This is a genomic window from Agrobacterium sp. B1(2019) (assembly GCF_008274755.1).
Lineage (GTDB): Bacteria > Pseudomonadota > Alphaproteobacteria > Rhizobiales > Rhizobiaceae > Agrobacterium > Agrobacterium salinitolerans.
In genome coordinates this window covers 315,845-336,099 of sequence record NZ_VTPB01000004.1, presented here as the reverse complement: position 1 = coordinate 336,099, position 20,255 = coordinate 315,845, and the positions used below count along the sequence as shown (strand labels likewise).

Genomic DNA, 20,255 nt, shown 5'->3' with positions numbered 1-20,255 from the left:
CTTGGGCTGTCAGGACAGATCGTCCGCACCGTCAATAGGGAAGCGGCGCCGGCGGCGGATGGCGCCGCTTCCCAGCCGACTAGCTCTTGATGAAGCCGAGCAGGTCGGCGTTGACGATCTCGGCATGCGTCGTGCACATCCCGTGCGGCAGGCCGGGATAGATTTTGAGTATCGGGTTCTTCAGGAGTTTTGCCGACAGTGGCGCGGCGTCGGCGACCGGTACGATCTGGTCGTCGTCACCATGCATTACGAAAGTAGGTACAGTGATAGCCTTCAGGTCATCAGTAAAATCGGTTTCCGAAAACGCCTTGATACCCAGATAGTGTGCGTTTGCGCCGCCCATCATCGACTGACGCCACCAGTTCTGGACGATGGTTTCAACTCTCTTGGCGCCTTCGCGATTAAAGCCGTAAAAGGGGCCACTTGCGAGGTCGTAGTAGAATTGACTGCGGTTTGCAGCAAGCTGCGCGCGCAGGCCGTCGAAGACTTCGATCGGCAGGCCGCCGGGGTTGGCCGTCGTCTTGACCATGATCGGCGGCACGGCGCCGATCAGCACCAGCTTTGCCACGCGCCCGTTGGGCTGACCGTGTCTGGCAACATAGTGAGCAGCCTCGCCGCCGCCGGTGGAGTGTCCGATATGAATGGCGTTGCGAAGATCGAGTTCTTTGGCAACCACTTCGAAATCGGCAGCATAGTGATCCATGTCATGGCCATCGCTAACCTGGCTCGAACGTCCGTGGCCACGCCGGTCATGCGCAATCACGCGATACCCTTTACCGAGAAAGAAGAGCATCTGGGCATCCCAGTCGTCAGCAGAAAGCGGCCAACCGTGGTGGAAGACGAGTGGCTGGGCGTCTTTGGGACCCCAGTCCTTGTAAAAGATCTCAACGCCGTCGGGGGTGGTTACATAGTTCATATCGCGGCCTTCCTTGGTGGTGTTACTGACCTTGGTAGAGGTGGGTTTGGTTGTTGCAGCGGCGGGCATTGCTGCCAGAAACGGCGCCGAAAGACCGGCGACTAGAAAGCTGCGGCGGAGCGCCTGAGGCGCTGCAAAAAGATGTTCTTCAGCGTTTGGTTGGTCTGGGAGTGAATTTCCAATCATGACTATCTCCGTGCTTGAGGTTTTCCGCGGAGACATCCCTAATCGAGAGGGAAAATCGATGACCTTACAGCCTTGCTGAGCTTATCGCGGGATTGCTGCTCGTTTATCGGCGTGGATCTGAAAGGCGTCGGGGCATCACTGGATGATTTCCGAAGCTCCAGGCAAAAGGTCCTTGTCAGGCCTGCTCGGACGCGTAGCAATTGTTTACCACTGCGTGCACTGTTGTGGTCTGATGGTAAAGGCTAATTCGTAGCCTTGCCTAACCTTAAAATTGAGGGGTCGAGAGTTCAGATCGTATCAAGGCGGTATGTATGATCAGGACGTTCAGCATCGGTGGCGAACGTCTTGAAGTTTTCTGTCATTTTTTATATATTGCTGTCAAAGCAATCATTAGGATAAAGGTGATATCAATGCCGGCAGTCACCATTCGTAATCTTTCGGACGAAACGCATCGTGCTCTGCGGGTGCGAGCGGCTCATCATGGTCGGAGTACCGAGGCCGAAATCCGTGACATTATTGAAGCCGCTGTCCGTCCTCCTGAACGTATCAAGCTCGGAACTTTGCTGACGGGCATTGGTCGCGACGCCGAACTTTCCGAAAGCGACGTTGAAGCCCTGCAGAAAAGTCGCGACAAGACAACTGCTGAACCGATGACGTTCGAATGATCTTGTTGGATACCAACGTTATATCTGAGCCGTGGAAACCGGTTCCTGATAAGGCAGTAATTGCGTGGTTGGACGCGCAAGTTCTCGAAACGCTTTTCATATCCTCAGTAACGATTGCTGAACTTCGTTTTGGTATCGCTGCCATGCCTTTTGGGAAACGGCAAACTACCCTCCGCGATCGCCTTGAGGGTGAAGTTTTACCCCACTTTTCCCAGCGCATCCTTTCCTTTGATCTGGATACTTCTCAGTTTTACTCAGAACTCATGGCACGCGCTCGATTATCTGGGAAAGCGATTAGCACAGCTGATGGCTACATTGCAGCCACAGCGGCAGCAAACGGCCTCACGATCGCAACGCGCGACACGAGCCCGTTCGAGGCAGCTGGGTTGAAGGTGATCAATCCCTGGTCCAAATGACGAAAGTGTGCGCGTAGGTGTCGTAAGTCCGTTTCTCATCAAGAGCGGCATTGCACTCAAGGGTTTGTAACTTCGTTTCTAATGAGGAGTATGCGGTGAGGGATAAAGCGCCGCCCCAACCTTCCGAGCGGCGGCCGCTAGGCGCTTATCCCTCGTCCACAAGCTGGATCGACGGTCCAGGAGAGTTGAAGTCAACAAATGTGCATCAGTATAGCCGATCCCCATGCTGAATATCGAATGGCGATCAATGACTGTCATCACCTCTGCATGGGTTGCAACTACTGCTTCACGCTGAGCTGTGAGAAACGCTAACACCGCATCCCGTTCTCGCAGACTACCCAAGGCCAGTTCACCTACAACGAAAGGGTGGCAAAGCAGCTGATCATCTTCGATGATTTTGACGAGCTCCGGGTCTACGTGTCGGAAATGATCAATCCAGATTGAACTGTCGACAAGGATCACTTCCCGACTTCGCTCCGGCGGCGAGGCGCTGCCTCAGCCTCAGGCATAGTGCCTCCAAGAGCGATTAGCCGCTTGCCAGACTCGACTCGCACCAAAGTCTCCAGTGCTTGACGCACAAGAGCCGCCGTTTCCTTCGTGCCCGTAAGGGACTTCGCTCTTTCCATAAGGCTGTCATCGAGATTGATGGTTGATCGCATAACTAGCTCCAAAACGTTGATATGCATGTAGCACCAATTGGTGCGGAAATCTACGCCCTTCAAGTCCGCATTTTTTTGCCTATTGCAGTCGCGGTTCGAATCTCCTTAAGAGCGAGACGACGACAGAGCGCCCGACGGACGCGGACATTTTGCGCGAACGAACCTCTCCACGCTCAGCATAAAAATTACAGCAGCTTAGTGTATCGGAGCGGTGGATATTGGTTCGATCTTGTTGTCAAAGGTCTCATTCAGATGAACAACGGCGCGATAGAGCTGCCAGTAGGTGTCGCCGAACCGCCGCATATGATAGATCAATGCGTCCTGAAAGCTCACCGGATCTTCAGTCGCTTCAAATAATGCGTCTGGGAACGGGCTGATCGGCTTTGGCGCAGGGCCGCGCTGTGTCGACGCGGAACGGGCAAAGGTGTCGTCGGTCGCCGCGCGTTGCGGCTTTCCGGTCGAGGATGCGGAAGCCGCTTTCTTGGCGGGAACGATTTTGGTCGGGCGAGCCTTTGACTTTGGTGGCCGTCGCTCTTCGGCTGCTGGTGGTGCGCCGAGCCATCGGATGATGGCATCCAGAGCAGGCCGGAGCTGCTTTTTCAGTCCTACCGTCAACTCGGCTTCGATCCCACACGCCTGACCGATAGTCGTCCAGTCGATACGGCCGTTCAGAAGCGGTGGCGATTTTCGGTAGACAATCAAACTGGCCAGATAGGGCCGTATATTTTCCAACACGGGCCTGGATGCGACCGGAACGATACGAAGCTCGCAGAATTCGAAATTTTTCGCTGAAAATGACGTGATGAAAGGTCGTGTTTGGTCATGCTCATTCCGTTTCTCTCGGCACCAATGCCGAGGGCGAGCGGAAATAGGGGGCGCCGGTTAACAAAATATGTTTAGGGTAAGAGGTTATCTGTCGATCGCTGCGTCTTAAATGGAGAGCCGCAGCTTGTGGTGCTGAGCGATAGACGGACTTGCAATAGCTCATATATGGCAATAAATATGAGCTATAGAGAGGGATTCTATAACTCATGAAATGGAACTGGCAAAACACGGATTGGCCAAATTTCAGGTACGACACCGCAAGCCTGGTACCGTTGGAGCAGAGATTCTTGCAGTCCGCCGGCGAGGTTATCGGTGCCGTCCGGCATTTCAACGAGGACGACAGCAACCAACTTCGTATTGAGTTGCTGAGCGACGAAGCGGTCAAGACCTCGGAGATTGAGGGAGAATATCTGGACCGCGTGAGTGTCCAGTCGTCACTCCGTCGACAGTTCGGGCTAAACACTGATGACAGACAGATCCGCCCCCAGGAGCGGGGGATCGCCGAGATGATGGCGGATGTCTATCGAAGCTGGCATACGCCGCTGCGTCATGAAGGACTGTTCCATTGGCACTCAATGCTGATGGCCGGAAACCGATACATTGAGACGGTTGGTGCTTACCGGACGCATGAAGACGCCATGCAGATCGTGTCAGGTCGATTGGACAAGCCCATCATCCACTTCGAGGCTCCCCCGTCTCGCCAAGTTATCGGAGAGATGGAGACTTTCATCGCCTGGTTCAATCAATCCGGGCCAGATGGGCAAACTTCGCTTCAAGCTTTGACACGTGCAGCAGTAGGCCATCTGTACTTTGAAAGCATACATCCATTTGAGGATGGGAACGGCCGAATTGGGCGCGCGCTCGCTGAGAAATCCCTGGCGCAAAACATAGGGCAGCCAAGCCTCATTTCACTCGCCTTCACAATCGAGAAGAGTCGGAAGGCCTACTATTCCGAGCTTGAGCGGCACCAGCGCACGCTTGATATCACAGACTGGATCATTTTCTTTTCAGAAACTATCCTGGATGCTCAACGGGCGACGCTTGAGCGCATAGATTTCTTCATTCAGAAAGCAAAGTTCTATGATCGTTTTCGGGGCCAGCTCAACGAGCGGCAGGAAAAGGTAGTCGCGCGCATCTTCAAGGAAGGCACGGCAGGCTTCAAGGGGGGGCTAAGTGCCGAAAACTACATTTCGATCACAGATACATCCCGCGCTACAGCAACACGCGACCTTCAGCAGCTTGTGGAGATCGGTGCACTGACGCGTACGGGTGAACGTCGGCATACCCGGTACTCGCTGTCACTGCAGAAATAAATTTCTGCAAGGCAAATGAACTAGTGGTTTCCGCCTAACATAAGAGTCCGTACGGGATTCCCTTTGGCGAGTGCGTATGCGAGTGTGGCGCATGCGCACAGGAATAGCCTTCACGGAACTGTCACGTTGTCCGTGGCTTAACGCTTGACCAGTAATTGGACCAGATGAGCACGCCGACCATCAGCTACGAGAACCACCGTTTCCCACCGCAGATCATCGCCCATGCGGTCTGGCTGTATTTCCGGTTTCCGTTAAGCCTGCGCCTGGTGGAAGAAATGCTGCTGGAGCGCGGCAATGTCGTGTCCTACGAAACGATCCGGCGCTGGGACCGCAAATTCGGTGCGGCCTACGTAAAGCGACTGCGCAGAAAGACGCCGTCGAGAAAGGATATCTGGCATCTGGACGAGGTGGTCGTGTCGATCGGCGGTCGAAAGCATTGGCTTTGGCGAGCCGTCGATCAGGACGGATATGTTCTCGACGAGATCGTGCAGGCCCGTCGCGACACCAAGGCTGCCAAGCGATTGTTGACCAGACTGCTGAAGAAGCAAGGCCTCTCGCCAAAGAGGATTATCACCGATAAACTGCGCTCATACGGGGCAGCAAAGCGAGATGTGATGCCGGCTATTGAACATAGATCACACAAGGGTCTCAACAACCGTACGGAAAATTCTCATCTGCCGCTGCGAAAACGAAAGCGAGTGATGCAGGGCTTCCGATCTGTGGGCGGCTTGCAGCGGTTTATTTCGGTGTTTTCAGCAATCCGAAATCATTTCGTCCCCTCGCACCAGAAGCACTCAGCCCTTGCCACCCACATTCATCGGATCCGCGCTATGGCGCAGTGGAAGGCCGTGACCGGCGCAGCAGCCTGAATCTCATCCGAAAGCGCTTCGTGCGGCCTCAGTGAAAAAACGTGACAACGCCATCGTTTCATATCCGTCGACAATGAAGGTGGTTCCCCGCGGGGAACTTTTGGCGTCATTGTGCGAAAGCAACCCTTGTTCCCCGCGGGGAACAGATGATCGACAAGGACAGGCCGCAGTCAAAGCAGCTGATCGAAGGCTTTCGCGACAAACGGTTGAAAACTGAATTCGGTGATCAGATGGCCGCTTGCAACGACCAATCTTGCGCATCTCCTGCCCTACTGGCCATTCTTCGCGTGAGAGACGTCCGGGGCGGGCAGAGACGGCACAAAACACGCGGCGCTTATTAAAGGGCGAATGTTCTATCAGCCAGTTTGGGGAGCATGAGGCGGAATGCAACGCTGCGCGCGCTCTGGAACAGGACCATTGAAATCCAAAGGCCGTCATTGCCAAAAAGCGGCTGTAAAATGGCCCAGGCAGCGAAATAGAATAGCAGCGATCCCACCATGAGATTGCGCATCTGTTTTGACCAGGTCGCGCCGATGTAAACGCCATCCATCTGATAGGCGATGATCCCGAAGACGGGCAGGGCAACCACCCAGGGCAAGTATCTGTCGGCGAGAACAGAGACGGCTTGTGTCGGCGAGGTGATATCGATGACCCAGTGACCAGCCAGATAAAATGTGAGCGACACCAGCACTGCAAAGACAAAACCCCACAGCGTCGTCAGCCGCACGGTTTGATCGAAAGCCGGGCGATATCGGGCACCGACTGCACGTCCCGACAGCTGTTCGGCGGCCGTTGCCACACCGTCGAGGAACGCTACGCCAAAGAAATAAAACCGCAGCAGAATGGTGTTGGCCGCAAGGATCTCGATGCCCAGCATTCCGCTTTGGCGCGTAAAGAATGACAGGCCGATCAGCAATGCGAATGAGCGGATCATCATATCGCCATTGACCGAAAAGGCACGGCGGAAGGCCGCGAGATCGGGCAGGGTCCAGGCGGCAGCATCGGTTTTCCTGACGATGAGATAAAACCCGACCAGCGCTGTAATGGCCTCGGCAACCAGCGATGCAACGGCAACGCCTTCCAGCCCCCATCCCGCCACCATCACCCAATAAAAGGCGAGCGCTGCATTCAGACCATTGAGCAATGTCTGCAGAACCATGCCCCACAATGCTTCGCCACGTCCGATAATCCAGCCGAACACCACAAAATTGAACAGGACGAAAGGCGCAGACCAGATGCGCCAGTAAAAATAGGTCGAGGCCGCGCTGGCGATGGGGCCATCGGCCCTCATCGCTGCCAGCCCAAGTTCGCCAATCGGCTTTTGCAGCACAAGAAGAAGAAAGCCGCCAGCCAGTGCAATGGCCAGGCCACTCGCCAGCATACGCTGTTCTTCGCGCGGATCGGCCGCACCAATGGCCTGCGCCGTGAAACCGGCGGTCGCGGCGCGCAGAAAATTGAATGACACAAAGACGACGTCAAATATCACCGCAGCCAATGCCACGCCGCCAATCAATGTTTCATCGCCCAATTGTCCGATCACGCCCGTCGCCACGAGGCTGACAAGCGGGGTCGAGAGATAGGCGATCATCATCGGAATGGCGATCCTCAGGACATCGCGATGGCTGATGTCGAAAGGCCGGACCGTGGCGTTGGCATGCGGGGAGGGCTTTGTCACTTAACCCTTCCGATGCGGCTCACCGAGCGTATGCATCAGACGGTTCGCCCATCCGAAGATCGCGACGGAATGAATGAGGTCGAGGATTTCGAGATCATCAAGGCCGTGCTCGCGCAGATGATAAAACTGGTAGACACCGACATTGTCGGGATGCGCAGTCATATCAACGCCGAAATTGAACAGCGCCTGTTCAAACTCTGGCAAATCCGCATCGAGCCCCTTTTCGTAGATTTCGCCAACGACTTCAGGGCGCTTTTCAAGCTGGATGTAGCGATTGGCGTGGACGGCGGCGCAGTAGATGCACTTGTTCACGAAGGAGGCTGCAAGAGCGCCAATCTCGCGCCCGCCGCGCGACAGACCACCTTCGCTGTACATGATGTCGTTGAACAGCGGTGTACGCTCATTGAGGATTTCCGCGTCGTTTGCCAAAACCAGCACATAGGCTGAAACCTTGGTGTTCGACGGCGTCACATTGAGCGCGTCAAGCTGTGCCGGCGTTGCCTCGGCAAGATCGATGGGTTTGACGTAAGGGTGCCAGTCGAGGGCATCGAGGGTGAATTCATGGACGGGTTGCGACATTTCAGTTATCCCTCAGCATCTTGAGACCGGCCACGACCAGCACCTGATAATTGACGAAGGCGATGATGCCCGCCAGCGTGACGATATCGGCATCATCAAGCCCCGCAACTTGCAGCTTTTCGATATTGGCGCGGGTCGCTTCCTTGGGCGACAATGTCACCAGATCCACATGGGTGAGAATGGTGGCAAGGCGTGTGTCGCCGCCGTCCGGCGTGAAGGCCGGATCGGCAATGGACTGAAGCTCCGGCGTTTCCTGTTTCAAGAGATCGAAATAGTGGGCGTGCAGCTCAGCCGATTTCCACAGACCAGCGATGCGGGCGGCCAAGGCGGCCCGCAAACCATAGGCGAAATTCCGCGGCTCGGTGGGGTAAATTGCGGCGATATAGCTCGTCTGGGTCAGATGTTTCATCTTCGCGCGCTGCTCGCGCAATTTCAGGACATGGGGAAATTTCTCCAGTCCCAGAACGGTATCGATCACATCGACTGTCGGTTGAATGGTCATGGTGTTGTCAGCTTTCCGAAAGTGCTTCATCAAGGAAGTTCAAGCGATCCTGTCCCCAATAAAGAACGTCGTTATAGATCCAGGTGGGCGTACCGAAGACACCGCGTCGTCTCGCTTCGTCGCTGCTGTCATGCCAGGCCTGAATGACTTCGGGCGCCTCTTCCATGGCCTGAAGCGCCTTTCCATCGAAGCCGAGCGCATCGGCAACCGCAATGCGCACTTCGGGCTGGGTCACGTCCTGTTCCTCGCTCCAGAGCGCGCGCAAAAGACCATGGCTCAGCTCCAGTGCAGGCAGGCCGAGTGTCGTGGCGGCAATGACCATGCGAGCAGAGAATTCGTTGTTGGTGGGGTAATATTTCGGCTTCAGCACCAATGGCATATTCAGCCGCTTGCGCCAGCGGTCAAGTTCGAAAGCGTGGTAATCCTGGCGCGGCTGCGGGCGGGTGCGCAACGGCACGCCGCCATTTTCGGGCACGATCCGTGTAGGGCGCACAACGACGTCAAGGTCATGCTTTTCAATCAACGCCTTGAATTCCGGCCAGCCAAGATAGGCCCATGGCGAACTGAGCGCGTGGTAATAATAGACGGTCTTCTGACCCATCGTTTCCCTCCTCAGGCAGTTTTTTGCGCGGTGACCGGCGCGTCGGCATCGGTCCATTCAGAGCCGTCCAGCTCCGGTTTTTCATAGGCCTGGAGTGCTTCCCAGTGGTGGTCGATGTCGCGGATGAACAGCGATGCCGCGATACCGCGCGCCAGCCACAAGGCGCCTTCGCTGATGGCTGGAATGTCTCCGCTTACCTTGCCGAGGCTGATGGCCGAGCTGTAGTTGAAAGAGTGAATATCCTTGAGCCACGGGGCCGTACCCGGCTGTTTCTCGGTGAAGGAGAAATCCTCCTCAAGCCAGGGGAAACGGCCAAGACCGGGGTTTTCCTCCGCCTTAGGCGGCGTGTAACGATCATCCCAGCAGGCAATCTTGTCCTGATACGGGGAAAGTTCTGGCCTGCTGACCGGATCGATCGAAAAACCCGTGCCGAGAATGACAAAATCCGTGCGGAAAACACGGCCATTCAGGGTGGTGATAACCACCTCACCAGCCTCCTCCTTCATCTCGCCGATACCGCAGTCGAAGTGGAAGAAGGCATTGGCATGACGGCTGACGCGCAACGTGGAGCCATGCGGCGCGGGGGTCTGTTGCCGGGTGGAATAGTCCATCAATCGCCAGCGCCATTGCGGATCAATCTTTGCAAAACCGGCGGTCACGCCATAGGAGCCGATGCCCATCAACTTGTTGATGGTGGGCATCGTCTTGCGGCGCGCCAAAAGACGCACCTCCCGCGCACCGGCTTCAAGGGCTTCGGCGGCGTTGTCCATCGCCGAGGCACCAACGCCAATAACCACGACACGCTTGCCTTTCAGCGTCGTGAAGTCCACGGCGTCCGCAGAGTGGGCCCAGCTTTTGTGGCGTTGCAGGCCTTTGATGAAATCGGGAATGGTCGGTTCGCCCAGCCCATCGCGGCCTGTGGCAAGCACCAGCTTGCGGGTTATGATCGATGGCCTTGTGCCACCGGCAATTTCTAGTTCCAGCAGACCATCCTCACGCGGAATGACACGCGTCACATGCGTATCGTTTTCAACGGGAACATTGAGAACCTCACGATACCATTTGAGATAGTCCATCCACATCGGGCGCGGAATGCGATAAAGCGCCTCCCACGCTTCCTCGCCGTGAATCGCGGTATACCAGGCGCGAAAGGTCAGTGAAGCCATGCCAAGTGCAGGGCCAAGCAGGTTTTTGGGCGAGCGCAGGGTTTCCATGCGGGCATAGGTGACCCATGGCCCTTCCTGACCCTGCGGTGCGCGATCGACAATGCGCAGGTTGGCGAGACCGGCGCGGGTCAGCGCAAGCCATGCAACGAGGCCGCACATGCCGCCACCGATGATGACGACATCGCTGACATCGCCGCCGTCCTGCGTTTCAACAGGCTTCGACCAGTTGGCGGCCGGGTAGTTGAGAAAAGCCAGATCTTGCCTTACTCGCGTGTTCAAGGCCGCAAGCGATCCCTGCTGTTTGTTGGTCATGACCGTTGTCTCCTGCAAATATCTTGCCCGACCGCCGCAACGCGGCCCCCCGGACTTACGAGCGCCCTGCCGCGCGAACCTCAATCGGCCAACAACACCGCATCCTGCTGGCGCCAGCCCACCCAAACATCATCCGTATGGATATGTGAGAGCGCGACCGGATCGAGTTGCATGACGAGATCGGCGCCATTGTCGATGGTGACGGTGAGCGACGTATGCGCGCCCTTGAAGATGCGTGCCCCGATCCGGCCCTTGAGCGCGAAACGGTCCTGCGGCTGTTCGCCTGTGCAGTAGAGCGCTTCGGGCCGCAAGGCGACGGTCACCTGACTGCCCGCCTTGTGGGTTGTGCCGTTGACATCGGCCTGGATGGGTTTGCCCTGCCAGTCGAGCGTGGCAACCGTTCCGTCGATGGACAGAACCTTGCCTTCGAGGAAATTGCTCTTGCCGATGAAGTCTGCAACAAAGCGGCTGCGGGGACGTGAATAAAGCTCGTCCGGCCCGCCTCTCTGTTCCACCCGCCCCTTGTTCATCACCACGATGACGTCGGACATGGTCAGCGCTTCTTCCTGATCATGCGTCACGAAAATGAAGGTCTTGCCGGTGGTTTTCTGGATCGACTTCAGTTCCACCTGCATCTGCTGGCGCAATTTTGCATCCAGCGCAGACAGCGGCTCGTCCAGAAGCAGCACATCAGGATTTGGTGCAAGCGCGCGCATCAACGCCACGCGCTGGCGCTGTCCGCCGGAAAGCTGGTCAGGCATGCGGTCGGCAAAATCCTGAAGTTCCACGAGCGCCAGCAGCTCCATGACCCGTTTGTGGATGGACGCAGAATCCTTGCCTTGCAATTCCAGCCCGAAGGCGATGTTTTTGCCCACCGTCAGATGCGGAAACAACGCATAATCCTGGAAAACGATGTTCACGTTGCGCTTGTTGGGCGGCAGATGAGAAATCGGCTTGCCATCCAGATAGATCTCGCCCGACGACAGCTCCTCGAACCCGCCCAGCATACGCAATGTCGTGGATTTTCCGCAGCCCGAAGGGCCAAGAAGCGTGACGAACTGACCCGGCTCGATGGCCAGATCGAGATTTTCCACGGCCAATGATGGTCCGTAATATTTGTTGACGTCTTTGAAATGAACGACCGGCTGCATGGCATCAGTTCCTTGAACGGCGTGTGAAGTGCTCGGCGTAAAGGCCGACGATGGCGGTGACGGTCAGAATGACCGTGGCAATGGCATTGATCTCTGGCGACATTCCGCCCTGGACCCTGGCAAAAATCAGCATTGGAAGTGTGGGCTGATAGCCACCCAGGAAGAAGGTGCGAACGAAATCGTCCATACTGGTCAGCACACAGAAGATCATGCCGCCGACAAGTGCCGGCATCAGATAGGGGATCGTGACCCGCAGAAAGGCGATGAACGGATCGGCACCGAGATCACGTGCCGCATCAACCAGATTGGCGGGCATGGAGCGCAAACGCGTCAGTACCATGATGACCACGAAGGGCACGGCATGAACCGTATGCGCCAGTATGATCGCAAAGGTGCCGGTGGGAATATCGACCGCGCGGATGAAGATGCGCATCGAAATGGCATTGATCAGACCTGGCACCACGGCCGGAAGACAGGCCAGCGCAAAGATCAGGGCCTTGCCCCATATGCCTTCGTTCGACACCAGAAGGGCTATCCACACCCCGATGATCGTCGCCGAAACAGTGGTGGCAAGGGCAATACCGATGGAATAGATCGACGCCTCGATGAACTGCCTGTCCTGAAAGACCTTTGCATACCAGTCCAGCGTCCAGTTGGTGATCGGAAAGGCGATGAAATTCGCATCCTTGAAGCTCATGGCCATCATCAGCACCAACGGCAACATGAGATAGATGACAAACAGCCAGTAGGAGGCGCCAAGTGCCGTCTTGGGAAGATCGTTGAGATAGGGGCGCATCGGTTTCTCCTTACATCAGCCGGACGGACCGCCCGCCGACGACACGCATGAACAGGCCGACGGTGGTCAGCGAGACAGCGAGCATCAGCATGGCGAAGGCCGCACCTTCGGGCCATTTGTCGTTCGAAGAGTGGAAAAGGGTGGCAATGACTTCAGGGAAAATGACCGTATTGGGTCCGCCCAGCAAAAGCGGGGCGGCGAAAACGCCGACCGAGGTCAGATAAACAAGGCTGCACCCTGAAACGATACCGTCCTTCGACAGGGGCAGAATGACCCGGCGGAAGCGCTGGAACGGTCCGGCGCCGAGATCGGCGGCCGCATGCACAAGCTGTGTCGGGATTTTTTCGATCGCCGAATAGAGCGGCAGCAACATATAGAGCGACAGAAGATAGACGACACCGAAGCTGAGCGAAAATGAGGTGTAGAGCATGGGAATGGGGCGGTCGATCAGGCCCAGTTCCCGCAAAAGCACATTCACCGCACCACGATTGGCCAGCAGCATGATGACCGAAAATGTACGGATCAGCTCCCCTGCCCAGAACGGAATCAGCAGCAGCAACAGTGCCCGCATGCGGTTTTTCGGCTTCACGACTTTCGCGACGTAATAGGCGACGGGATAGACGATGAGAAGCGTCACGGCCGTCACAACCGCTGCAAAAACGAGACTGCGGATAAAGGGTATGAAATAGAGCGGTTCGGCAAAAAACAGCTGGTAATTGGCAAGCGTATAGTTGCCTTCGGCGGTCGCTGGTGGTGGGTAATCAGCCATGAAGCTGATATTGGCCATCTGGGCGATCGGCCCGATATGAAGGGCGATAATCCACACCAGCGGCACACCGGCAAGCACCGCCAGCCGCACGGCACGACTATTGGCAAGCAGCCCTATCGTGTTGCTGTAGAGGCCCGAACCGGTCACTTTCCCGATCCATCCGGCGTAAGAAGGGGCCGCCAATGACTTTCCGGATGCTGATCGCGTCATCGTTGTATCAACCATTATCTGTCGTTCCCGGCTCTGGATAAGCTCTTTCTAGGACGGACCGGCCCTTGCGGGCCGATCCAAGGGGCAAGTTTCGGTGATCAGGCCGCCTTGATTTCGGCTGTGGCCTTGTCGATCATCTCGTTCTTCATGGCGCGGTTGACGGACGAGAAGAACTTGATGCGCTCCATCTGCTCCTGTGGCAGTGTCATGGCAGCCCGCTCCTTGTCGTTCAGCACCTTGTCGACACCATCGAATGCCGAGGAGAAGCCCGACTGACGGCTCATGGATGCGCCGATTTCCGGAGAGGACAGGATCGCATCCAGGAAGGTATAGGCCGCATCGGCGTTCGGGCTGTTCTTGACGACGTTGAACGAGTAGAGGAAACCGTAGGTGCCTTCCTTCGGCACGGACAGCGCAATTGGATGACCATCCATGATCAATTTTGCTGTCGGGCCGGACCAGGCCTGTGCGACATAGATGTCCTCGTTGACGAACATCTGCTGCACTTCGGAACCGGCGTCGTAATATTTACGAACCTTGTCCTTGTTCTTGATCAGGAAATCGCGCGCCTGGTTGGTGGCGGCGGTGGCGATATCAGCCTTGCCTTCATAGGTGACGTAGTCGCCATCATTGCCCTGATAGAGCATGGTGATGGAGAGGAAGTCGGTGACAATATAGGATGTCAGGCTCTTGTACTGGTCATCAAACATGATGTCCCAGCTATCGGTTTCCTTGGTGTAGTCCGTGTTGCGCGCCAGACCTTCAAAGCCCGCGAGCAACGGCAGGCCATAAACCGAACCGTCGACTGTCAACTGCGGCGCGCCCTTGTAGGCGGAGGCGAGATTGCCCCAGTTCTTGAGACGGGCCGTGTCCAGCGGCGACAGCAGGTCCGACTTGATGAACTGCGACAGGCGGTGGCCTGTAACGGTGACGATATCGGTCGAGGGCGTGGCACCTTCAGCGGAAAGCAGATTGTACTGCTTGCCCTGGTCGTCGGTCAGGCGAACGCGCACCTCGATGCCCGTATCCTTCTGGAACTGGTCGATGAAGCTCTGCGGCACGAACTTGTCATAGGTCGTGATGTTGACGACCTTGCTCTGGGCATTGGCAGAGCGGATGATGCCAGGTGCCGCGAGAACGCCCGCACCTGCTGCCATGAGCTTCAATGTGGAGCGGCGGGTTGTTGTGACTTTTTGCATGGTAAACTCCCTTTGTGACTGGTGGTGACTGCTTTTCAGATGGAACGTCCAGGCATTCGGCTTCCATTTGCGGAGACCGTATTTCGGTATGAAAGTCTAACTTCCACGGAATGGGGTGGTTCGTGAGAGCTCGCTGTCGAAGCCTCCGCCATAGGTCATGTCGGCCACACGACTGAGTTGGCGCGGGTCATGCGCGATGAAATGGGGCATGCGGGCAGATGCGATGCGGATGATCAGCTGGATCAGTTCCCGCGATGTTTCCGAGAGCGGGCGTGCCGACGCGGAAAAAATTCCCCACAAAAACGGAATATCGACATCGAGCGGGCGCACCTCGACATGAGCCATTTGCAAGCCATAGGCGGTGGCCGGTTCGATGATTGCCACGCCGATGCCTGTCGAGGCCATCTGGACCGCATTCATGGCGGCACTGGTGGCAATGATGCGTCCGGCACGCACATTGGCCTGTTCTAGCGCCTGATCCACACGCCTACGAAGACGGAAGGGGTTGGCCATGGTCACCAGTGTGCGAGCTGCCAGATCGGAGATGGCAATGACCTCCTGTTTTGCCAGCGGATCATCCGGTGCCACCGCAGCCACGCAGCGCCCCTGGAAAAAGCCGTGAACGTCAAGCCCCGGCTGATCGGCGGGCAGGGAGGTGACGCAGAAGTCTGCGGTACGCGCCAGAACCGATTGCACGGCGGCTTCCGCCGGCATGCTGCGCAGGAAGGTGGTGTGCGGCAGCAGTCTTTCGGGAAGCTCTGCCAGCGCAAGAGGAACGATGCCGGCGGCGAATGCGGACGTCGCGGCAATTTCTATGGGTTCCGGCTCTTTGAGTGCGATGGTTTTTGCCCGCTCGCGCAAGTGGCCGATACCACTGAGAAAGCGCTCCGCTTCCGCATGAAAGGCAATGCCCTTGTCCGATGGGGTGATCCGGGGACCATTGCGATCAAACAATGCGAAACCCAGGGACGTTTCGAGATCCTGGATGAGCCTGGTGACCTGGGATTGCGAACGATCAAGAAGCCGCGCAGCACCTGTAATGCTGCCCGCTGACATCACCGCTAAAAACACTTCGAGTTCGCGTATTTCCATAGCTATCATGCATCCTGTGCATTGTGACAAATGCATAGTGCATAAAGCGCATCTTATCCGCTAGTGACAAAGATCAATTTTTTATTTGCGTCCGATTTTTTAGAAAAAATGTGCTTCCTGGTCGTTCGCTACCAGAAACCTTAATCTGCCATTTGTTTTGGCAACTGCCTGCGGGTAGTGGAGGGCATTGCTCCTTTTTGTCACTGCCACCGGCAAACTGGCGATTGTCATGCGCAAGAATGCACCAGACAGTGCGCGAGATATGCAGGCAATGACCGTTTCAATGGCTGTTGCAAAAATGTTGCATCCCTGATCTTTTCTTGCCGCGGTCTGCGATCCATGCTTGTGAACAGCGGGTCGAAGTGCCGCACCGGCCCCGTTTGACCACGAAAAGGAGACGAAAACTCAATGCGAATTGGTATTCTTGGCGCAGGCTCGATTGCCTATGGTATGGCCGCTTTCCTCGCAAAGGCCGGTCATGAGCCGGTTCTGTGGTCCCCGTCCGGCGCCCATGGTGGCCCACTTGCCAGTGGCACACCGCTGACGGCCTCGCGGGCTATAGAATTTTCCGGCAAGGTTGCCGTCGCCACGGATTGCAGTGCGGCCGTCGCCGATGCGGATGCCGTCATTCTTGCCCTGCCTGCAAACGGCCACCGTATGGCCTTTGATGCAGCTGCACCGCATTTGAAATCCGGCCAGCCGGTGATCATCAGTTCGCACAGCTCTTTCGGAGCACTGTATCTGTCGCGGCTGCTTGCAGAACGTGACGTTTCATTGCCCATCATCGTCTGGGGCACCACGCTGCTGACCGCGCGCCAGCAGAGCGATGGCGCAAGCGTTCACGTCAATACCGTTCGCCAAAAGGTGGATTTCGCCACCGTGCCAAAATCGGCGGCCAAAGAAGGCAAGGCCTTCTGTACAGAGCTGTTCGGGGACCGCTTTGTCGAGCGCGACGGACTTCTGGCAATCTCGCTTTCCAATCTAAACCCACAAAATCACCTTGGCATCGCGCTGCTCAACCTGACGCGCATGGAAAAAGGCGAGAACTGGGGGCAGGGCGAACATGTCACGCCGGCGGTCGGTCAGTTGATCGAGGCATTGGATGGCGAGCGGCTGAAGATTGCCGAAAGTTTTGGCCTGTCCGTCAAAACCGTGCGTGAACATTTCTCGCTGTCTTTTCACGTTCCGCTCGGCTCCGTTTCAGAGATGAACCAGCAGATGCATCTTGAAGGACGCGGGGGTCAGGGCCCCGCATCGGCTGAAAGTCGTTATATTTATGAGGACGTGCCGTTCGGTCTGGTGCCGACCAGCCTGCTGGGTCGCATCTCCGGTCATCCAGCGCTGCTTCATGACGCCGGAACCAGCCTGTTTTCCGCCGCCATGAATCACGACCTTGCCTCAGAGAATGATCTGCTGCCGGAACTGGGACTGGAAAACATGTCGCCAGACGAAATCAGGGCGATTTGCGACACCGGCTTTACCGGTTGATCTGTTTCGCCCAAGCCGCTGTCCCGCCTTTGATCAGGGACAGCGGCCAGCCATATGCGCCATGGAGCCAGTGATCGGCTACCGCACCACCCTGCGTGATGCCCTCTCCCGCCCGGTCACACCGCACGAACAATCTGTTTTCCTAAAACGCTGGTGGCATCAGAGAATTCTCGCTGCGCGACCGCTGCGTCTGCTGGCATTGTTGTCATAGCTCGAGGCCTGTTGCAGCGATTTATGCTTGGACTGTTCCATGACTTGGGGCAGGGGAGGGGCGTCTGGCACCGCGATCGGCGCTTCGGCGGAAAGTTGCTCCAGACGCAGCCCGACCGTTTCACTGCGCCGCCAACCGCCAGAGGCAAAAGCGACCATCAAGAAAACGATCGTTGTCGCAGGTTGCCAGAAGATGTGAGAGCACATCCGCTGCCACCGCCCTGGCACTTTTGCGCTTGCGTCTGTGCGGTGTTGCGCGGACGGACAGCATGCTGAAAGGTTTGCGAAACGCCCGTCACTCGTCAGCGCCGAGGGACAGTCTGGAAAAACGCGTGGTAGGGACCAGCCTTCGCGATGCCCAGGAGGCTCCCAAGGTCGGTTAGCGGGGTTTCAGACAAATCGATACGGATATCGACCTCGGCATAGGCCTGCTCTCCCTGGATCCTGAGTGCAGCAGAACCGATTCCGCGCTTGTCGCCACCTGCAACTGCGCCAGCATTTAGCCCGGCAAACAGGGCATCGGCAAAACTCAGCTCTGCGAGCGATGCTTGAAAGTCGGCCATCATCGCTGTGAGAACCGCACCACCCGTCAGCATGTTGCCAGCAACGGCTACGCCCCTCTCAACCAGGTGACCCGCATGGCCAATGCATCGTGGACCGGTCCATCCTGCTGTCAGACCATCGTGATCGACGATGATAGCCTGACGCAAATCCGCATCCTCATCCTTCGCCAGCGCCATCTCAAGCGCGTCTGCTGCATTGTGGCTGTCAGCGACGCACAATGCATCGACAGCAAGATATGGGTTGGTCATGGCCTGTGTGGCGACAGCGCCAATCATGGGCCGAACATGCGGCACGAGAGCTCCGACCATCGGTCCAGCCGTCGCGGTGGCAACGCCGAAAGCGCCAGTTCGAGGGTCACGGGCGACGATCGAGAAGGTCATGCAGGAAAATCCCTTGGATAAATTTATCATCATAAATTGACATCGTGCGAATTTATAATGATAAATTAAACATGCTCTCGAGGGAAGCGCAACCGCGCAGCAGGAGCGAAGGGAAAGCAAGGAGAGGTTTTATGATCCGCAATTGGAAAGGCATCGCGTTCTGCTTCTTGGTCGTCACTGCGTTCGCTGTGCTTTCACCGGCACGAGCCCAGACCCCACCCAATGTTCTTATCGTTGGCCAGATCGCCGAGCCGGCCTCGCTTGATCCGCACGTGTCGACCGCGACAAACGACTTCCGCATTGCGGTCAACATCTATGATGGTCTTGTTCGCAACAAGCCTGGCACACTCGAGATCGAGCCGGCACTCGCAACGGACTGGACCATTTCCGAAGACGGCCTGACCTATACCTTCAACCTGCGCAAAGGCGTGACCTTCCACGATGGCGCGCCGTTCAATGCCGAGGCGGTGAAGTTCAATTTCGATCGGATGCTCAAGGAAGATCATCCCTTCCACTCAACCGGCCCGTTTCCGCTCGCCTTCTTCTTCTCCTCGGTCACGGACGTGGACGTGGTGGATGATCTCACGGTCAAATTCACCCTCAAGGAGCCTTTTGCCCCGTTCATGAGCAATCTGGCAGCGCCGACTGGCCTTATCGTCTCGCCAGCGGCTGTTGAGAAATACGTCGCCGACTATGGTCGCCATCCTGTCGGCACCGGACCCTTCAAGTTTGAGGAATGGCAGTCCAATACCCGTGTCGTCGTCTCGCGCAACGATCAGTACTGGGACGGCGCGCCATCGCTTGAAGCGGTGATCTTCCGCCCCATCACCGACGCAAATACCCGCGTTGCCGAAATGCTCTCCGGCGGCATCGACGTGCTGCTCGAGACCCCGCCAGACAACGTTGCCCAGTTCCGAACCGACGCCAATTATCAGGTCGCAGAAGCCGTTGGGCCCCACGTCTGGTATGTGATGCTCAACGCCAAGGATGGCCCTTTTGCAGACAAGCGCGTCCGTCAGGCGGTCAATTACGCGGTCAACAAGGAAAGTCTCGTCAAAGACGTGCTCCAGGGTACCGCAGACGTCTCCGCTGGCCCCATTCCACCCGCCTTTAACTGGGCCCATAACAAAGACGTCGCGCCCTATCCGTATGACCCTGCCAAGGCCAAGAAACTCCTCGCCGAAGCAGGCGCAGAGGGCGCGAAATTGACCTTCCTCGTCACAGAGGGTGGCTCGGGCATGCTCGATCCAGTTCCCATGGGCACTGCAATCCAGGCAGATCTCGCCGCCGTGGGGCTCAATGTCGAAATCAAGACGTACGAGTGGAACACCTTCCTTTCGCAAGTCAATCCAGGCCTTGAGGGCAAGGGCGACATGGCTGAAATGGCATGGATGACCGCCGACCCGGATACCCTGCCATTCCTGACCCTGCGCAGTGCAGCATTTCCTGCCGAAGGCGGATTCAATTCGTCCTATTATTCCAATCCGGAAGTCGACAAGCTTCTCGACAGGGCGCGCGTGTCGACCGATCCGGCGGAACGTGGTGAACTGTACAAGCAGGTCCAAGCGATCACTCACGACGATGCGCCCTGGCTTTTTGTCGCGAACTGGAAGCAGAACGCCGTCGTCACCCGCGCCGTGGGCAACTTCGAACTGCAGCCTGACTTTTCTCTGATCCTGCGCGACGTAACAAAGCAGTAAACCTGCGCCGGA

At 56.9% G+C, this 20,255-nt stretch carries 20 protein-coding genes and 3 pseudogenes; 7 read left to right on the top strand and 16 right to left on the bottom strand.

What is annotated here, in order from left to right; translation table 11 throughout:
- Positions 1 to 79: 79 nt before the first annotated feature.
- Complete coding sequence (locus AGR1_RS25745) at positions 80 to 916, bottom strand: alpha/beta hydrolase (protein ID WP_149148958.1); 837 nt, start codon at positions 914 to 916, stop codon at positions 80 to 82.
- Between the two features lie 596 nt (positions 917 to 1,512).
- Between AGR1_RS25745 and AGR1_RS25740 the strand changes: the two genes are divergently transcribed.
- Positions 1,513 to 1,767, top strand: coding sequence for a hypothetical protein (locus AGR1_RS25740; RefSeq protein ID WP_060726010.1), 255 nt, complete (start codon positions 1,513 to 1,515; stop codon positions 1,765 to 1,767).
- The gene (locus tag AGR1_RS25735) at positions 1,764 to 2,183 is read left to right on the top strand and encodes a type II toxin-antitoxin system VapC family toxin (RefSeq protein ID WP_149148807.1); all 420 of its coding nucleotides are present in this window, start codon (positions 1,764 to 1,766) and stop codon (positions 2,181 to 2,183) included. Before AGR1_RS25740 ends, AGR1_RS25735 begins: the two co-directional genes overlap by 4 nt.
- Before the next feature lie 78 nt (positions 2,184 to 2,261).
- On the opposite strand, the gene AGR1_RS30025 is transcribed toward AGR1_RS25735, so the two are convergent.
- The 3 genes and pseudogenes from AGR1_RS30025 to AGR1_RS25720 form a co-directional block, all read right to left on the bottom strand.
- Positions 2,262 to 2,645, bottom strand: coding sequence for a type II toxin-antitoxin system VapC family toxin (locus AGR1_RS30025; RefSeq protein WP_149148806.1), 384 nt, complete (start codon positions 2,643 to 2,645; stop codon positions 2,262 to 2,264).
- Entirely contained in the window at positions 2,642 to 2,842 is a 201-nt protein-coding gene (locus AGR1_RS25725) for a type II toxin-antitoxin system VapB family antitoxin (RefSeq protein ID WP_006699143.1), read from the bottom strand. The genes AGR1_RS30025 and AGR1_RS25725 overlap by 4 nt, the downstream gene beginning before the upstream one ends.
- Before the next feature lie 228 nt (positions 2,843 to 3,070).
- A pseudogene (locus tag AGR1_RS25720) lies at positions 3,071 to 3,672 on the bottom strand (hypothetical protein); the annotation flags it as partial.
- Positions 3,673 to 3,873: 201 nt separating this feature from the next.
- On the opposite strand from AGR1_RS25720, the gene AGR1_RS25715 reads away from it, so the two are divergent.
- From AGR1_RS25715 to AGR1_RS25705, 3 genes and pseudogenes are all read left to right on the top strand, one after another.
- Complete coding sequence (locus AGR1_RS25715) at positions 3,874 to 4,980, top strand: Fic family protein (RefSeq protein ID WP_149148805.1); 1,107 nt, start codon at positions 3,874 to 3,876, stop codon at positions 4,978 to 4,980.
- 154 nt (positions 4,981 to 5,134) lie between these two features.
- A pseudogene (locus tag AGR1_RS25710) lies at positions 5,135 to 5,849 on the top strand (IS6 family transposase).
- 146 nt (positions 5,850 to 5,995) lie between these two features.
- Complete coding sequence (locus AGR1_RS25705) at positions 5,996 to 6,190, top strand: hypothetical protein (protein ID WP_149148803.1); 195 nt, start codon at positions 5,996 to 5,998, stop codon at positions 6,188 to 6,190.
- Here the strand turns inward: AGR1_RS25705 and AGR1_RS25700 are convergent.
- The 10 genes from AGR1_RS25700 to AGR1_RS25655 form a co-directional block, all read right to left on the bottom strand.
- A complete protein-coding gene (locus AGR1_RS25700) occupies positions 6,187 to 7,524 on the bottom strand; it encodes an MATE family efflux transporter (protein WP_246669745.1) in 1,338 nt (445 codons plus the stop codon). The two genes, AGR1_RS25705 and AGR1_RS25700, sit on opposite strands and share 4 nt — an antisense overlap.
- A complete protein-coding gene (locus tag AGR1_RS25695) occupies positions 7,525 to 8,103 on the bottom strand; it encodes a peroxidase-related enzyme (protein WP_149148802.1) in 579 nt (192 codons plus the stop codon).
- 1 nt (position 8,104) lies between these two features.
- Positions 8,105 to 8,605: a CMD domain protein gene (locus AGR1_RS25690; protein ID WP_149148801.1), complete on the bottom strand. Its 501-nt coding sequence runs from the start codon at positions 8,603 to 8,605 to the stop codon at positions 8,105 to 8,107.
- Between the two features lie 7 nt (positions 8,606 to 8,612).
- Positions 8,613 to 9,206, bottom strand: a complete 594-nt coding sequence (locus AGR1_RS25685; RefSeq protein ID WP_149148800.1) for a 2-hydroxychromene-2-carboxylate isomerase — start codon at positions 9,204 to 9,206, stop codon at positions 8,613 to 8,615.
- A gap of 11 nt (positions 9,207 to 9,217) precedes the next feature.
- A complete protein-coding gene (locus AGR1_RS25680) occupies positions 9,218 to 10,684 on the bottom strand; it encodes an NAD(P)/FAD-dependent oxidoreductase (RefSeq protein ID WP_149148799.1) in 1,467 nt (488 codons plus the stop codon).
- A gap of 80 nt (positions 10,685 to 10,764) precedes the next feature.
- Positions 10,765 to 11,835 carry an ABC transporter ATP-binding protein gene (locus AGR1_RS25675; protein ID WP_149148798.1) on the bottom strand — a complete coding sequence of 357 codons (1,071 nt, stop codon included), beginning with the start codon at positions 11,833 to 11,835 and terminating at the stop codon, positions 10,765 to 10,767.
- A gap of 4 nt (positions 11,836 to 11,839) precedes the next feature.
- Positions 11,840 to 12,631 (bottom strand): ABC transporter permease, encoded by a 792-nt coding sequence (locus tag AGR1_RS25670; RefSeq protein ID WP_149148797.1) that lies wholly within the window; start codon positions 12,629 to 12,631, stop codon positions 11,840 to 11,842.
- A gap of 10 nt (positions 12,632 to 12,641) precedes the next feature.
- Positions 12,642 to 13,625 (bottom strand): ABC transporter permease, encoded by a 984-nt coding sequence (locus AGR1_RS25665; RefSeq protein WP_149148796.1) that lies wholly within the window; start codon positions 13,623 to 13,625, stop codon positions 12,642 to 12,644.
- Positions 13,626 to 13,708: 83 nt separating this feature from the next.
- Positions 13,709 to 14,809, bottom strand: coding sequence for an extracellular solute-binding protein (locus AGR1_RS25660; protein WP_080823760.1), 1,101 nt, complete (start codon positions 14,807 to 14,809; stop codon positions 13,709 to 13,711).
- Positions 14,810 to 14,905: 96 nt separating this feature from the next.
- Positions 14,906 to 15,910: a LysR family transcriptional regulator gene (locus AGR1_RS25655; RefSeq protein ID WP_149148795.1), complete on the bottom strand. Its 1,005-nt coding sequence runs from the start codon at positions 15,908 to 15,910 to the stop codon at positions 14,906 to 14,908.
- A gap of 399 nt (positions 15,911 to 16,309) precedes the next feature.
- Here AGR1_RS25655 and AGR1_RS25650 point away from each other — a divergent pair, with 399 nt between their 5' ends.
- Positions 16,310 to 17,389: an NAD/NADP octopine/nopaline dehydrogenase family protein gene (locus AGR1_RS25650; protein WP_149148794.1), complete on the top strand. Its 1,080-nt coding sequence runs from the start codon at positions 16,310 to 16,312 to the stop codon at positions 17,387 to 17,389.
- A 159-nt stretch (positions 17,390 to 17,548) separates the two neighbouring features.
- On the opposite strand, the pseudogene AGR1_RS25645 reads toward AGR1_RS25650, so the two are convergent.
- Both AGR1_RS25645 and AGR1_RS25640 read right to left on the bottom strand, forming a co-directional pair.
- A pseudogene (locus AGR1_RS25645) lies at positions 17,549 to 17,867 on the bottom strand (hypothetical protein); the annotation flags it as partial.
- 34 nt (positions 17,868 to 17,901) lie between these two features.
- Positions 17,902 to 18,543: a DUF1028 domain-containing protein gene (locus tag AGR1_RS25640; RefSeq protein ID WP_187772297.1), complete on the bottom strand. Its 642-nt coding sequence runs from the start codon at positions 18,541 to 18,543 to the stop codon at positions 17,902 to 17,904.
- A 131-nt stretch (positions 18,544 to 18,674) separates the two neighbouring features.
- Between AGR1_RS25640 and AGR1_RS25635 the strand changes: the two genes are divergently transcribed.
- Positions 18,675 to 20,243 carry an ABC transporter substrate-binding protein gene (locus tag AGR1_RS25635; RefSeq protein WP_149148792.1) on the top strand — a complete coding sequence of 523 codons (1,569 nt, stop codon included), beginning with the start codon at positions 18,675 to 18,677 and terminating at the stop codon, positions 20,241 to 20,243.
- Positions 20,244 to 20,255: the final 12 nt, after the last annotated feature.